We start from the raw sequence: 14,082 nt of genomic DNA on the forward strand, positions 1-14,082 counted from the left end.
GCCGTCCCGCGCTAGAATCCGGGCATGAACGATGCTTCCCGGATGACCAGCCATCGCCCCTATCTCCTGCGGGCGCTGTACGAATGGATCGTGGACAACGGGATGACGCCCCACCTTCTGGTGGACGCGACCCGTCCGGGCGTGCGCGTGCCCGCGCACACCGTCAAGGAGGGCCGCGTGGTCCTCAACGTGGCCGAGCGTGCGGTCGCGCGCCTGGCCATGGACAACGAAGCGGTGAGCTTCACCGCGCGCTTCGGCGGGGTCAGCCACCCGGTGCAGGTGCCCATTGCCGCCGTGCTCGCCATCTACGCGCGCGAGACCGGACAGGGCATGGCGCTGCCCGAAGACCAGGGGCTGGCGGCCGACACCGGCGAGGGTGACGAAGTGGCCGATTCGGAAGGCGGCAGCGGCGCGGAGTCGACGGGCGAGGTCGTGCTCGGCGTGGTGCCCGGCGGCATCAGCGACGACCAGGGCGCGGACGGAGACAGTGACGGGGACGGCGGCGACGACGACGACGGCGGGCCGGCCCCCAGGCGCGGTGCGCATCTTCGCGTCGTGAAGTAGGCCCGCTCAGTCCTCGCCGAGCAGGCCGGACGCCACCGCCGGCGCAGGGCCGGTGAACGACACCAGGCGCGTGCCATGGAACACCATGCGCCCGCGCTGCCGGTCCATGCCGTCGTGCGAATACTCGAATCGGAAGCTGCGCTCCAGGCCGAGGCGGCCGTCGTCGCGGCGTCGCAGTCGCAGGCCCACGGCGTGCACGGTCTGGTCGAGCAGCTGCACGCCCGCGGCGCGGCAGGCGGAGTGGCCGACCTGGATCGCGTGTTCGCTGGCGGCACGCGCGGCATTCCACCACGCATAAGCGAGGGCGCCGGCTATCATGAGCAGGATCAGACTGGGCATGGTCCGGCAATCTGGGGCCAACCCGTGGTTTGGGCAAGCCTTTGCGTGGGCTTCACGCAGGACGTCGCAGTTTCTATCCGCATGAACACCCAACTCCGTGCCGAGCCGGCCACCGCTTCACCCGAGCCGCAGGATGGGCGCGGCCACGTCGCCGCGACGGTGGTCAGGCCCGCGCTGCCGCGATTCGTGCTGCGCGGCGTGAGCGGCGCGGGCTTCGGGCGCACCTTTCCCCTGGTCGGGCCGACGATGCTGGGACGTGCGGCCGACTGCGGCATCCATCTCGACCACCCGGGCGTGTCGCGGGAACACCTGCGGCTGACGCCGACGGCGGAGGGCCTGCTGGTGGAAGACCTGGGCTCGACCAACGGCTGGCTGCTCAACGAGGTGCCGCAGCAGCGCGCGTGGGCACGCCATGGCGACGAGCTCGGCATCGACGTGCTGAGGTTCCGGGTGGTGGCACCAGGCGTGGCGACGGCATCGGATGCGCCAACGGCGCGGAGCGCGCCGGCCCGGAAGCGCGGCGTGTCGCGCGGGTGGTGGTTCACCGCGCTGGGCGTGCTGGGCACGGCGGCGGTCCTGCTGCTGCGCTAGGCGGCCGGAGCCGGACCCAGCTTCAGCGAGAGGTCCACCGCGCGGACGTGCTTGGTCAGCCCGCCGATCGAGATGCAGTCGACGCCGTCCTCGGCGATCGCGCGCAGCGAGGCGAGGTCGACGCCACCGGACACTTCCAGCGGGATGCGCCCGGCCGCGATGCGCACCGCTTCGCGACGCGTCGCGGCGTCGAAATCGTCGACCAGGATGCGGTCGCAACCCGCGTCGAGCGCCGCGCGCAGTTCGTCCAGGGTCTCGACCTCCACGATCAGCGGCAGGTGCGGCTGGCTGGCGCGCGCGGCGGCGATCGCGGCGCCGATCGAACCGGCGGCGCGGACATGGTTCTCCTTCAGCATCACCGCGTCGTAAAGGCCCATGCGGTGGTTGTCGCCGCCGCCGACGCGCACGGCGTACTTCTGCGCCACGCGCAGTCCAGGCAGGGTCTTGCGCGTGTCGAGGATGCGCGCGCGGGTCCCGCGCACGGCCTCGACATGGGCGGCGGTCGCGGTGGCGGTGCCGGAGAGGGTCTGCATGAAGTTCAGCGAGCTGCGTTCGGCGCTGACCAGGGCGCGGGTACGGCCCTCGAGGATGGCCAGCACGGTGCCTGCGCGGACGCGATCGCCTTCGGCCACGCGCCAATCGATCCGCACCCCGGGGTCGAGGGCGCGGTGGCAGGCGTCGAACCAGGGCCGGCCACAGGCCACCGCGTCTTCCTTGCAGAGCAGGTACGCGGACTCGGGGGCGTCGGGGAGCAGGGCGGCGGTGACGTCGCCAGCGCCCAGGTCCTCGGCCAGCGCGCGCCTGATGTCCGCGTCGACCTGGTCGGCGGGTGGCGGGGCGAATCCGGCCTCGCCCGCGCTCATGCGCCGGTGAAGCCTTCGACCTGCGCGGTCGCGATCGCCTCCTCGGCGAGCAGGACCGGGATGCCGTCGTCCACGCGGTACACGGTGCGGCGGTCGCGGGTGACCAGGGCTTCGCGCAGCGGCTCGGCCTGTGGCGCGTCGTCGCCGCGCGTCACGCCGCCGGCGGCGATGGCCCGGTTCAGCGCCTCCAGCCCGGCAGGCTCCAGCAGGGCCAGCGGCTGGCGGCTGGTGGGGCAGACGAGGATGTCGAGCAGCTTGCGGTCCATGGCGGGTACGGTCGGCGCGAGGGATCGCTAGAATACGTCTTTGCCACAGGGGACGGCCATGACCGCCACCACCAGCCCGCCCGTCGTCGGCATCGTGATGGGCTCGCGCTCCGACTGGGACACCATGCAGCACGCGGCGCAGAAGCTCGATGAGCTCGGCGTCGCGCACGAGGTCCGCGTCGTGTCGGCGCACCGCACGCCGGACGTCCTGTTCGAGTACGCCGCCACCGCGCGCGGCCGCGGCCTGAAGGCGATCATCGCCGGCGCCGGCGGCGCCGCGCACCTGCCGGGCATGCTCGCCTCGAAGACCGCGCTGCCGGTGCTGGGCGTGCCGGTGCAGTCGAAGGCGCTCAACGGCCTGGACTCGCTGCTGTCGATCGTGCAGATGCCGGCCGGCGTACCGGTGGCGACCTTCGCGATCGGCAACGCCGGTGCGGCCAACGCGGCGCTGTTCGCCGCCGCGCAGCTCGCGGCCGCGGGCGACGCGAAAGTCGCCGCCGCGCTTGATGCCTTCCGCAGGCGCCAGACCGAGGACGTCGCCGTCAACGACGACCCGCGCCTGTGACCACCGTCGGCATCCTCGGCGGCGGCCAGCTGGCGCGCATGATGGCCCTCGCGGGCGCGCCGCTGGGCCTGCGCTTCTCGGTGATGGACACCAGCGCCGAGGCCTGCGCCGGCCAGTTCGCGCCGCTGGTGGTGGGCGACTATCGCGATCACGCGGCCCTGGCGGAGTTCGCCTCCGCCATCGACATCGCCACCTTCGACTTCGAGAACGTGCCGGCCGGGTCCGCGCAGTGGCTGAGCGAGCGGGTGCCGATGTTTCCCGATCCGCGCGCGCTGGGCACCAGCCAGGACCGGCTGGCGGAGAAGACGCTGTTCGGCGAGCTCGGCATCCCGGTGCCTGGCTACGTGGCGGTGGACACGCCGGAGGACCTGGAGGCGGCGATCGCGAAGCTGGGCGTGCCCTGCATCCTCAAGACCCGCCGCCTCGGCTACGACGGCAAGGGCCAGTTCCGGATCCGCGCGGCCGGCGACGCCGGTGCGGCCTGGGAGGCGCTGGGCGGACAGGCCGCCAGCGGAGGGCTGATCCTCGAGGCCTTCGTGCCCTTCGAGCGCGAGCTGAGCGTGGTGGCCGTGCGCGGCCGCGATGGCGAATTCCGCACCTGGCCGCTGACCGAGAACTGGCACGTCGACGGCGTGCTTTCGGCCAGCCTCGCGCCGGCACGCGTGGATCCCGCGCTCGAGGCGCAGGCGGTGGGATACGCCCGCGCCCTGGCAGAGGCCCTGGACTACGTCGGCGTGTTCGCGCTGGAGCTGTTCTGCCGCGACGGCGGGCTGCTGGCCAACGAGCTGGCGCCTCGCGTGCACAACTCCGGCCACTGGACGATCGAAGGGGCCGAGACGTCCCAGTTCGCCAACCACCTGCGTGCCGTGCTGGGGTTGCCGCTGGGCGACACGCGCCCGCTCGGGCGCAGCTGCATGCTCAACTGGATCGGACGGATGCCGGACGCGGCCGCCGTGCTCGCCGAGCCCGGCGGCCACTGGCACGACTACGGCAAGACCTCGCGGGAAGGCCGCAAGGTGGGCCATGCGACCCTGCGCGCGGACAGCGACGAGGCCCTGGCCGATGCCCTGGGCCGCGTGGGTGCCGCGCTGGGCCGCGAGGCGCAGGTCGCGCCGGTCATCGCCCGGCTGGGCTGATCCGGTGCAACCGCAGAGTCCGTCTCTCCGCAGGGCGTCGCGGGACGGTTCCGATACGTGGGCGGCTCAGCGGTGGTTCGACGCGACGAATCCCCAGTCGACCACGTTCCAGACGGCTTCGACGTAGCGCCCGCGGGCTTCGCGGTAGTCGAGCAGGTAGGCGTGCTCCCAGAGGCTGAGGCCGAGCAGCGGGCGGTCGTCGCCGGTGATCGGCGAGGACGTATTGGCGGTCACCGCCAGCGACACCGACGCATCGGGCCGCTGCAGCAGCCAGATCCAGCCCGAACCCTGCAATCCCGTGGCCATGGCCGCGAAGCGCTTGCGGAAGCGCGCGATGTCACCGAAGCGGCGCACGATGGCCTCGGCCAGGGCGCCCTGCGGCTCGCCACCGCCGCCCGCGGCCGCGGGTTTCAGGCAGCGCCACTGGAACTCCAGGTTCCAGGCCTGGGCCGCGTGCGCCTGCAGGGCACCCTGGGCGCCGCGCACCAGCTCTTCCAGCGTGGCCGAGCCCATGCCGGCCGCGGGCGCCAGCGCGTTGACCGCGTCGACGTGGGCGCGGTGGTGGCGGCCGTGGTGGAGGTCGAGGGTGTCGCCGGACACGTGCGGCTCGAGCGCGGTGCGGTCCCAGGGCAGGGCGGCAAGTTCAATGGCCATGGACGCTACAATAGCGCGATCCCCCTCGCGCGCCGCGTGGCCCCCATGCCACGCCGCCAGACACGCCGGAGCCAGCATGGCCATCATTGAACGCATCCAGGCCGAGATTTCCGGCCATCCCATCGTCCTTTTCATGAAGGGGACGCCGCAGTTCCCGATGTGCGGCTTCTCCAGCCGCACCGTGGGCGCGCTGCGCGAGGCCGGCGCCGACATGGCGACCCTGCACAGCGTCAACGTGCTGGAAGATCCCGAGGTCCGCGCCAACCTTCCGCGCGTCTCGAACTGGCCGACCTTCCCCCAGCTCTTCATCAACGGCGAGCTGATCGGCGGCTGCGACATCACCATGGAGCTGTTCGAGTCGGGCGAGCTCGCGCGCATGGTCGCGGAGACGCAGCAGGCGTGAGCGCGACCGCGGCCGCCGCAGGCGCGCCGGCCGTACTGGCCGGGCGCGTGGTCCTGGTGACCGGGGCCCACGGAGGCCTGGGCGCCGCCGCCGCGCACGCCTGCGCGCGGGCGGGTGCCACCGTGGTGCTGCTGGGCCGCAAGGTCCCGAAGCTCAACCGGGTCTACGACGCGATCGCGCGCGACCCGGCCGGGTTGCCGGAGCCGGTCAACTACCCCTTCGACCTGTCCGGGGCGGACTACGGCGACCACGTCGAGCTGGCCGACCGCATCGGCGCCCAGCTGGGGCGCCTGGACGGCCTGCTGCACTGCGCCGCCGAGTTCCCCGGGCTGACGCCGCTCGAGCACACCGATCCCGGCCAGTTCGCGCGCGCGCTGCACGTCGACCTCACCGCGCGCTGGTGGCTGACCCGGGCCTGCCTGCCGCTGCTGCGTCAGGCGCCGGATGCCCCGGTCGTGTTCGTCCTCGACGACGAGGGCGCGCCCGCCTACCGCGGCGCCTACGGCATCGCCCAGCACGGCCAGCGCGCCCTGCTCGACACCCTGCACGCCGAGCACGGCACCGGGCCCGTCCGCTTCCACGGTCTCCGTCCGGGGCCGATGCGCACGCCGCTGCGCGCGCGCTCGCACGTCTCGGACGATGACCGCCGCGCCCGCGATCCGGCGGCGGCGGCCGGGGCCTGCGTCACGCTCCTGTCATCCGCCGGCGCCGCGCATCGCGGCCAGGCCTGGGCGCCCTCGCCATGACCGTCGTCTCCGCCGCCCTGCTGCTGTTCCTGATCCTGGACCCGCTGGGCAACATCCCGGTGTTCCTCAGCATCCTGCGCCACCTGCCGCCGAAGCGGCAGCGGGTCGTGCTGGCGCGCGAGCTGCTGATCGCGCTCGGCGTGCTGATGGTCTTCCTGTGGGTGGGCAAGTACGCCCTCGAGGTCATGCACCTGCGCCAGGAGTCGGTGTCGATCGCCGGCGGTATCGTGCTGTTCCTGATCGGCATCCGCATGATCTTCCCGCCCCCCGAGGGCCTGATGGGCGAGCTGCCAGGGGGCGAGCCCTTCATCGTGCCGCTGGCCGTCCCGCTGGTCGCCGGCCCGTCCGGCATGGCCGCGGTGATGCTGATGGGCAGCCGGGAGCCCGAGCGGCTCTGGGAATGGAGCCTGGCCCTGGGCGTGGCCTGGGGCGCCACCGCGGCCATCCTGTTCTGCGCCCCCTACCTCTACCGCCTCCTCGGGGCCCGCGCCCTGACCGCCGTCGAGCGCCTGATGGGCATGCTGCTGGTCGCCATTTCCGTGCAGATGCTGATGGACGGGGTGGCCGGCTACCTGGGCTCCCTGACCCCGGCGTGAAACCGTCATGCGGCTGTCATATGCGGCGGCTAATGTGTTAATCTGTTGTTAACCGCTGCCGCCAGGCGGTCGCGGCGTGAGTGGGAACCACCAAACGACATCGTCCGTCCGTGCCTGTCGGCGCGGTTTCCGTTTTTCCTTGCCAAGAGTCCAGCCATGACCCGTCGCAACGCATTCCGTGTGTCGAAACTTTCGCTCGGCCTGATCGCCGCGCTTGCCGCCGCACCCGTCTTCGCCCAGAGCGCCACGTCCGCAGGCGTGGGCGGTGTCGTCATCGGAAGCGACGGGCAGCCGGTCACCAATGCAGAAGTCACCATCGTCCACGTCGAGTCGGGTACCACCAGCCGCGTGACCACCGACGCCAGCGGCCGCTACAGCGCCCGCGGCCTGCGCGTGGGCGGTCCGTACGAGATCACCATCACCAAGGCCGGCGCCGGCACCAAGACCGAGGACAACGTGTTCCTCGGCCTGAACGCCGCCAACACCGTCAACGCCCAGCTCACCGGCGACGTCACCACGCTCGCCACCGTGACCGCGGTCGGCGTGGCCGGCGGCTCCGAGATCTTCAGTGCCACCAAGATGGGCACCGGCACCAACCTCAACAACGACACCATCGAGGCCCTGCCTTCGGCGTCGCGCAACATCCAGGACTACATCCGCCTCGACCCGCGCATCTCGCAGGTCAGCAAGGCCGACGGCTCGATCTCGGCCGGTGGCCAGAACTCGCGCTTCAACGTGATCCGCATCGACGGCGTCAGCAACTCCGACCCGTTCGGCCTCGAGGCCAACAACATGCCGACCGAGCGCCAGCCGGTCTCCATGGACGCGATCGAGGAAATCCAGATCGACCTGGCCAACTACGACACCACCATCTCCGGTGGCACCGGCGCGGTGGTCAACGCCGTGACCAAGTCGGGTACCAACGAATTCCACGGCAGCGCCTACTACACCGTCCGCGACGGTGACTGGGTGCGCGACGAGCTGCGCGGCGTCGACTTCGCCGGCTTCAACAAGGAAGAGACCTACGGCTTCACCCTGGGTGGCCCGATCATCAAGGACCGCCTGTTCTTCTTCGCCAACTACGAGCAGTTCAAGCGCGAGCGTCCGGGCACCAGCCTGTCCGGCACCCCGTACGGCGACGGTGACATCACCGATGCCGACGTGCAGCGCGTGATCGCGGCCGCCAACCGCTTCGGCTTCGATCCGGGCAGCCTGAACCCGCCCAGCATCTCCGAGACCGACATCGAGGAGTACGCGGTCAAGCTCGACTGGAACATCAACGACAACCACCGTGCGGCCCTGCGCTACAGCAAGACCGAGGAAGTGGTGCCGAAGCTGGTCGGCTTCGGCAGCAGCAGCATCTCGCTGTCGAGCTACTGGTACGACCAGAACAAGACCTTCGAGAGCACCGTCGCCGAGCTGTTCAGCGACTGGAGCGACAACTTCTCGACCGAGTTCAAGGTCTCGCAGCGCGACTACTCCTCGGTCGCCTCGACCTACGCCGACCTGCCGACGATCTTCATCAACAACGTCGGCGCCGGCCAGGACAGCATCAACCTCGGCACCGAGCGCAACCGCCACGTCAACGTCGTCGACACCAAGCAGACCACGTTCTTCGGCGCCGGCACCTGGTACGTGGGCGACCACACCCTGAAGTTCGGCTTCGACTACGAGGACAACGACATCCTCAACTTCTACGGCCGTGACCTCAACGGCGTGTGGACGTTCGACAGCCTGGAAGACTTCGAGGCAGGCAACGCGCTGCGCTACGACCTACGCGCCCCGCGTCCGGGTGGCAGCCGTTCGGACATCCCGGCCGCGTACCAGTTCGAGAACCTGGGCCTGTTCGTGCAGGACACCTGGGCGGTGAACTACAACCTGAGCCTGATGTTCGGCGTCCGCGTCGACATGCCCGAGTTCGGCGACTCGCCGATCTACAACCCGCGCATCGAGGAAATCTACGGCCTCGACAACAGCGTGACCCTCGACAAGAAGCTGTGGCAGCCGCGCTTCGGCTTCAACTACACCTTCGACAGCGAGCGCCCGACCCAGCTGCGCGGCGGCGTCGGCCTGTTCCAGGGTGGCAACCCGAACGTCTGGCTGGCCGGCCCGTTCCAGAACACCGGCCTGAACTTCGACAGCTACAGCCTCAACCGTTCCCGCGGTGATGAAATCCCGGAGTTCAACGTCACGGTGCCGCCGGCGGTTCCGACCGGTGATGCGGCCCCGGCCCGGATCATTGCCGACATCATGGAGCCGGGTCTGGCCCTGCCTTCGATCTGGAAGGCCAACCTGGCGTTCGACCATGAGCTGCCGTGGTACGGCATCGTGGCTTCGGCCGAGCTGCTGGTGACCAAGAACAAGAACGCGCTGTGGTTCGACCGTATCGACGTCGGTTCCCCGACCTTCCAGGGTCAGGATGGACGCATGCTGTACTGGAACGAGGCTGGCCTGGATCCCGCCAACTCCGGCCGCTTCGGCATGACCAACGGCAGCGGCGGCGCAGCGAACCGTGCCAACAAGCATCCCGATGTCGATCAGGCCATCGTGATCCGCAACACCGACAAGGGCTCGGCCCGCCAGCTGACTCTGGCGCTGTCCAAGCCGATGGTCGACCAGTGGGCCTGGACCGTGGGCTACACCTACACCGACGCCACGGAGTTCAGCCCGGCGACGAGCTCGCAGAACTCGTCGAACTGGAACAACACGCTCGTCTTCAATACCAATGAGCCGATCGGGCACAACTCGCGTTATGCCATCAAGGACCGCTTCACCGCGGCCCTGACCTGGCAGAAGGCGTTCTTCGGCGACAACATGACCACCGCCGGCCTGTTCTACGAAGGTCGCTCGGGTCGTCCGTTCAGCTACATCTACTACAACGACATCAACGGTGACAGCGCCACCACGAACGACCTGTTCTACGTTCCGAATGGTCCGGGTGACGTGCTGTGGACCGGTGGCGCCGCGATGGAGCAGGCCTTCTTCGAGTGGATGGAAACCAATGCTCCCGAGCTGAATGCCTTCCGCGGCCAGGTGGCCCCGGCCAACGCCTTCCGCGCCGGCTGGACCAACAGCTTCGACGTCCGCGTGAGCCAGGAAATCCCGATGTTCTTCGACGGCCACAAGGCGGAAATCGCCTTGGACATCATGAACGTGGGCAACCTGATCAATAAGGACTGGGGCCTGATCGACGACTACGGGTTCTACTCCACCCGCCGCGTGGCCAACTACGCGGGTATCGACCCGGAGACCGGCAAGTACGTCTACAACTTCACCGGTTCGACCGACAACTCCGGTATCCAGGAGAACAACGGTGACGGCATCAACACCGCCGTCTCGCGCTGGTCGGTCATGCTGAGCCTGAAGTACAAGTTCTGATCCAGTACCACACGCGTCAAACGGAACGGCCGGGCTTGCCCCGGCCGTTTCCGTTCCGGGGCCCCGTTGCGCTAGAGTCGCTGGCCCGAAAACACGACAAGAACAAGAAGAAGAGACCGCAGATGACCATCGCCACCCGGCCCGAGGCCACCCTCCCGACCGTCGACGCCCGCATCTACCCGCGCGGCGGCCTCGACATCCTGTCCCGCGAGGAGGTGGCGCGCCTGAAGGACGCCTCCTCCGGCGGTCTGCACGACCTGCTGCGCCGCTGCGCGCTGGCGGTGCTGACCAGCGGCAGCGCCAACGACGACCCGCGCGCTGCCCAGGAGATGTACCCCGACTTCGACATCCAGGTGCTGCAGCAGGACCGCGGCCTGCGCATCGAGCTCAAGGCTGCGCCGGCGATGGCCTTCGTCGACGGCGAGATCATCCGCGGCGTGGCCGAGCTGCTGTTCGCCACCGTGCGCGACCTGGCCTACATGGCCATTGAGCTCGGCCCCGAATACGCCGCCGACCTGGAATCCTCGGCCGGCATCACCAACGCCGTGTTCGGCCTGCTGCGCAACGCGCGCCTGCTGCACCCGTCCGATCCCAACCTCGTGGTGTGCTGGGGCGGCCATTCCATCAGCCGCGTCGAATACGAGTACACCAAGCTGGTGGGCTACGAGCTCGGCCTGCGCGGCCTCGACATCTGCACCGGCTGCGGCCCGGGTGCCATGAAGGGCCCGATGAAGGGCGCCAACATCGCGCACGCCAAGCAGCGCCAGCGCCGCCCGCGCTACATCGGCATCACCGAGCCCGGCATCATCGCCGCCGAAAGCCCGAACCCGATCGTCAACCAGCTGGTGATCATGCCGGACATCGAGAAGCGCCTCGAGGCCTTCGTCCGCATCGGCCACGGCATCATCGTGTTCCCGGGCGGCGTCGGCACCGCCGAGGAGATCCTGTACCTCCTCGGCCTGCTGCTGCGCGAGGAAAACGCAGCGCTGCCGTTCCCGCTGATCCTGACCGGTCCCGTCTCCTCGGCGCCGTACTTCGAGCAGATCGACCGCTTCATCCGCCTGACCCTGGGCGACGCCGCCGCCTCGCGCTACGAGATCATCGTCGGCGACCCGCAGGCCGTTGCGCGCGCCATGGCCGCGGGCGTCAAGCGCGTGCGCGAGGCGAGGATCCAGAACAAGGACTCGTTCTACTTCAACTGGGGCCTGGACATCCCGCTGCCGTTCCAGCAGCCGTTCGTGCCGACGCACGAGGCGATGGCGGGGCTGGACCTGCACCACGGGCGGAAGCCGCATGAGCTGGCCGCGGACCTGCGGCGGGCGTTCTCGGGGATCGTGGCGGGGAACGTGAAGGAGGACGGGATGCGCCGGATCGAGGCGTTCGGGCCGTTCCGGATCCGGGGCGACCAGGACATGATGGAGTCGCTGGATGCGCTGCTGCGGGCGTTCGTGGAGCAGCGGAGGATGAAGATTTCGGGCGAGTACCGGCCCTGTTATGAGGTGGTGACCTGATCTGACCGACCCGGTCGGGGTTGGACGCGCCGAGCCTTGTTGCGTCCTGCGCGTTTTCAGAATGTGCCGTCGCCCCCTCCCCAGCGCGAACACAGTCACATACCGCGCGGCGGATGCTCGCCAATGGTGACGCTCAAGGTCATGATTCGACCGCTCGTCCGGCGTGGCTTGCCGGCGAGCGGGGGAGGGGCGAGGCTGTAACGGCCTAGGGGAGGATGAAAGTGGCCAAGCGCTGCGACGGAGTTACGCTGGTCGAGCTTCTGGTGACGATTGCCATACTGGCGATCCTGGTCGCCATCGGGTTTCCCAGCTTCCAGTCGTCCATGCGATCCAATCGCATGGCGGCAACGAACAACGAGATGATCGCCAGCCTCTCGCTGGCGCGCTCCGAAGCTGTGCGCAGTACTCGTGGTGGAGGGATCTGCGGCAGCACCGACGGAGCGACCTGCTCCGGCAGATGGACGGACGGCTGGCTCGTCTGGCAGGACGTCGAGAGTGCGGGCAACAGCTATGGCGAATTCGACGAGGATGTTGACGTCATCGTCCGCCATGTCAATGGTCCAGCGAACCTGTCGCTGACGCTCACCAATACGAGCGGGACCAGGGTGGATACGCTGGGCTTCGACTCGCGTGGCCGTCCTATCGCTTCCGATATGCCCCTTGCCTGGACGCTGGTGCCGGACAACTGCCCGGCTGGCCAGGAGTTCGTTCGCGTCATTGAAATGACGCTTGTCGGACAGGCCAAGAGCCTGAGGAGGAATTGTCCATGAACCGTTTCGGCAGGATCAGGCGCGGCGGCCGGGGGCAGGGTGGCTTCTCGATGATCGAAGTGTTGATCGCGCTCGTGGTGCTCGCGGTCGGGCTGCTTGGGCTTGCTTTGCTGCAGACGATGAATCTTCGCTACACGAAGAGCGCGGAGCAGAGGACCAAGGCCATCAATCTCGCCAGCTCCATCATCGACACCATGCGAACCAATCGCAGCGAGCTGGTCGCGTATGCGGTGGAAGAAAGCCAGTTCGAGGACGTCGACCCGAGTGCCGGCTGCGAAAGAAGCGGTGCGCTCAATGCGGCGAGAAACCTGGAGCAGTGGATGTGCGAGGTCAAGGAGGCGCTCGGGCCTGAAGCGGATGGCTCGATCACGATCGCGGGCTCGAGCGTTCGCGTGCAGATCAACTGGTCGGAGGACAATCTTCCGTCCCTGGCAGGCGGCGCGAATGTCGTGCTGGAGTCGGTACTGTGAGGCGGCGTGCGGAGACCGGTGTCACCCTGATCGAGTTGCTGGTCGCGCTCGGGATCGGCGCGCTCCTGATCCTCGGGCTGGTCGAGGTGTTCTCGGCATCCCGGACTGCGTACCAGCTCTCGACGGGCCTGGCCAGGACCCAGGAGAACGGCCGTTTCGCGCTCGACGTGCTTCAGCGCGACGTGCGGATGGCCGGTCACGCGGGATGCGTCAACGACCAGGCGCGTTTCCTGCCCGAGAACATCACGCCATCAAGGCCTGCGCTCGTCTCGACGTTTCTTTCCGCTGCCGACCAGGCGGCCGGGAACTATGCTCCGACCGGACTGAGCTATGCCCTTCGCTTTGACATGCCGATCGAGGCCTACGAGGCCACCGGCACCGGTTCGGGTGCGACTTACACGCTGCCGGCAACTCCGACTGTCGCCACCACGGCGGGATCATGGGCACCGGCGATGCCGGCGGCACTGTTCGCGGCCCTGCAGCGTCCGCTGGTCGGAAGCGACATCATCGTGTTGCGCAACTTCACGCCCACTGGCGCGCAGATCACCAGCTTTACCGCAGGCGACCCTGCTGTGGTGCAGTACGAGCCTTCACACGCGCAGCGCCTGACCGAAGGCGTGTCTGAACCACGACTCTTCGGAATCGCGGACTGCATGGGCGCGGCGGTCTTCAAGGGCGACTACACCGACATCGCCTCCGGCCGCCTGGACGTGGTGACCGGGAACGGGAACGTGACGCCGCTGGGTACGCTGCCGATTGCTCCTGGCCAGGCCATGCTCTATCGCGCGGACAGCCTGGTCTATTACGTAGGCCTCAACGGGCAGGGCGTTCCGGCGCTGTTCCGCCTCAGGCATGCGATCGATGATGCCGGTGCCGTCACGAGCTTCAACGAAGAGCTTGTGGAAGGCATCGAGATGATGCAGCTCCGTTTCGGCCAGGACAGCTTCACCGGCGCAGGCAACCGTCCGTCCGGGAACATCGGGTCGGCGACGATGGCGAACGCCCTCGCAGGACCCAGTCATCCGGAAGCGTGGCGGCGGGTTGGCCTGGTCCAGATCGGCCTGGTTGCGCGCAGTGCCGAGGCGGCCGCGGCTGGCCAGCGCAACGCCGACGAAGCGCCGCCGCTTTCGACGCTCGGCCTCACGGTCAATGCTCCGGCGGACACCTTCTATCGTGCTGTTTACGAAGACTCCATCGCGCTTCGCAATCGGCTGTTCGGAAACTGATGAA

At 69.0% G+C, this 14,082-nt stretch carries 16 protein-coding genes; 12 read left to right on the top strand and 4 right to left on the bottom strand.

Annotation, left to right across the window (positions count from 1 at the left end; all coding sequences use genetic code 11):
- The first annotated feature begins 24 nt into the window (after positions 1 to 24).
- Positions 25 to 564, top strand: a complete 540-nt coding sequence (locus H9645_RS13370; protein WP_191730182.1) for a ClpXP protease specificity-enhancing factor — start codon at positions 25 to 27, stop codon at positions 562 to 564.
- A 6-nt stretch (positions 565 to 570) separates the two neighbouring features.
- Here the strand turns inward: H9645_RS13370 and H9645_RS13375 are convergent, their stop codons facing one another.
- A complete protein-coding gene (locus tag H9645_RS13375; protein WP_191730183.1) occupies positions 571 to 903 on the bottom strand; it encodes a DUF3301 domain-containing protein in 333 nt (110 codons plus the stop codon).
- 81 nt (positions 904 to 984) lie between these two features.
- On the opposite strand from H9645_RS13375, the gene H9645_RS13380 reads away from it, so the two are divergent.
- Positions 985 to 1,494, top strand: coding sequence for an FHA domain-containing protein (locus H9645_RS13380; RefSeq protein ID WP_191730184.1), 510 nt, complete (start codon positions 985 to 987; stop codon positions 1,492 to 1,494).
- Here the strand turns inward: H9645_RS13380 and nadC are convergent.
- Together nadC and H9645_RS13390 are read right to left on the bottom strand one after the other, a co-directional pair.
- Entirely contained in the window at positions 1,491 to 2,357 is an 867-nt protein-coding gene (gene nadC, locus H9645_RS13385) for a carboxylating nicotinate-nucleotide diphosphorylase (RefSeq protein ID WP_191730185.1), read from the bottom strand. The two genes, H9645_RS13380 and nadC, sit on opposite strands and share 4 nt — an antisense overlap.
- Positions 2,354 to 2,623, bottom strand: a complete 270-nt coding sequence (locus tag H9645_RS13390; RefSeq protein ID WP_191730186.1) for a Trm112 family protein — start codon at positions 2,621 to 2,623, stop codon at positions 2,354 to 2,356. The genes nadC and H9645_RS13390 overlap by 4 nt, the downstream gene beginning before the upstream one ends.
- Positions 2,624 to 2,681: 58 nt before the next feature.
- On the opposite strand from H9645_RS13390, the gene purE reads away from it, so the two are divergent.
- Together purE and H9645_RS13400 are read left to right on the top strand one after the other, a co-directional pair.
- Positions 2,682 to 3,188 carry a 5-(carboxyamino)imidazole ribonucleotide mutase gene (gene purE / locus H9645_RS13395; RefSeq protein ID WP_191730187.1) on the top strand — a complete coding sequence of 169 codons (507 nt, stop codon included), beginning with the start codon at positions 2,682 to 2,684 and terminating at the stop codon, positions 3,186 to 3,188.
- Positions 3,185 to 4,324 (top strand): 5-(carboxyamino)imidazole ribonucleotide synthase, encoded by a 1,140-nt coding sequence (locus tag H9645_RS13400; RefSeq protein ID WP_191730188.1) that lies wholly within the window; start codon positions 3,185 to 3,187, stop codon positions 4,322 to 4,324. Before purE ends, H9645_RS13400 begins: the two co-directional genes overlap by 4 nt.
- A gap of 66 nt (positions 4,325 to 4,390) precedes the next feature.
- Here the strand turns inward: H9645_RS13400 and H9645_RS13405 are convergent, their stop codons facing one another.
- Positions 4,391 to 4,978, bottom strand: a complete 588-nt coding sequence (locus H9645_RS13405; protein WP_191730189.1) for a superoxide dismutase — start codon at positions 4,976 to 4,978, stop codon at positions 4,391 to 4,393.
- A 76-nt stretch (positions 4,979 to 5,054) separates the two neighbouring features.
- Here H9645_RS13405 and grxD point away from each other — a divergent pair, with 76 nt between their 5' ends.
- The 8 genes from grxD to H9645_RS13445 all read left to right on the top strand — a co-directional run bounded on the left by grxD (position 5,055) and on the right by H9645_RS13445 (position 14,078).
- Positions 5,055 to 5,381 carry a Grx4 family monothiol glutaredoxin gene (grxD, locus tag H9645_RS13410; RefSeq protein WP_191730190.1) on the top strand — a complete coding sequence of 109 codons (327 nt, stop codon included), beginning with the start codon at positions 5,055 to 5,057 and terminating at the stop codon, positions 5,379 to 5,381.
- Positions 5,378 to 6,127: an SDR family NAD(P)-dependent oxidoreductase gene (locus H9645_RS13415; protein WP_191730191.1), complete on the top strand. Its 750-nt coding sequence runs from the start codon at positions 5,378 to 5,380 to the stop codon at positions 6,125 to 6,127. Before grxD ends, H9645_RS13415 begins: the two co-directional genes overlap by 4 nt.
- Positions 6,124 to 6,723: a YhgN family NAAT transporter gene (locus H9645_RS13420; protein WP_191730192.1), complete on the top strand. Its 600-nt coding sequence runs from the start codon at positions 6,124 to 6,126 to the stop codon at positions 6,721 to 6,723. Before H9645_RS13415 ends, H9645_RS13420 begins: the two co-directional genes overlap by 4 nt.
- 156 nt (positions 6,724 to 6,879) lie before the next feature.
- Positions 6,880 to 10,101, top strand: coding sequence for a TonB-dependent receptor (locus H9645_RS13425; RefSeq protein ID WP_191730193.1), 3,222 nt, complete (start codon positions 6,880 to 6,882; stop codon positions 10,099 to 10,101).
- Positions 10,102 to 10,223: 122 nt separating this feature from the next.
- Positions 10,224 to 11,612: a nucleotide 5'-monophosphate nucleosidase PpnN gene (gene ppnN / locus H9645_RS13430; RefSeq protein ID WP_191730194.1), complete on the top strand. Its 1,389-nt coding sequence runs from the start codon at positions 10,224 to 10,226 to the stop codon at positions 11,610 to 11,612.
- Between the two features lie 215 nt (positions 11,613 to 11,827).
- Positions 11,828 to 12,382, top strand: coding sequence for a GspH/FimT family pseudopilin (locus H9645_RS13435; RefSeq protein ID WP_191730195.1), 555 nt, complete (start codon positions 11,828 to 11,830; stop codon positions 12,380 to 12,382).
- Complete coding sequence (gene pilV, locus H9645_RS13440) at positions 12,379 to 12,852, top strand: type IV pilus modification protein PilV (protein WP_191730196.1); 474 nt, start codon at positions 12,379 to 12,381, stop codon at positions 12,850 to 12,852. Before H9645_RS13435 ends, pilV begins: the two co-directional genes overlap by 4 nt.
- Positions 12,849 to 14,078 (top strand): PilW family protein, encoded by a 1,230-nt coding sequence (locus tag H9645_RS13445; RefSeq protein WP_191730197.1) that lies wholly within the window; start codon positions 12,849 to 12,851, stop codon positions 14,076 to 14,078. The genes pilV and H9645_RS13445 overlap by 4 nt, the downstream gene beginning before the upstream one ends.
- Positions 14,079 to 14,082: the final 4 nt, after the last annotated feature.

Origin of the sequence: Luteimonas colneyensis (assembly GCF_014836665.1) — a bacterium.
GTDB lineage: Bacteria > Pseudomonadota > Gammaproteobacteria > Xanthomonadales > Xanthomonadaceae > Luteimonas > Luteimonas colneyensis.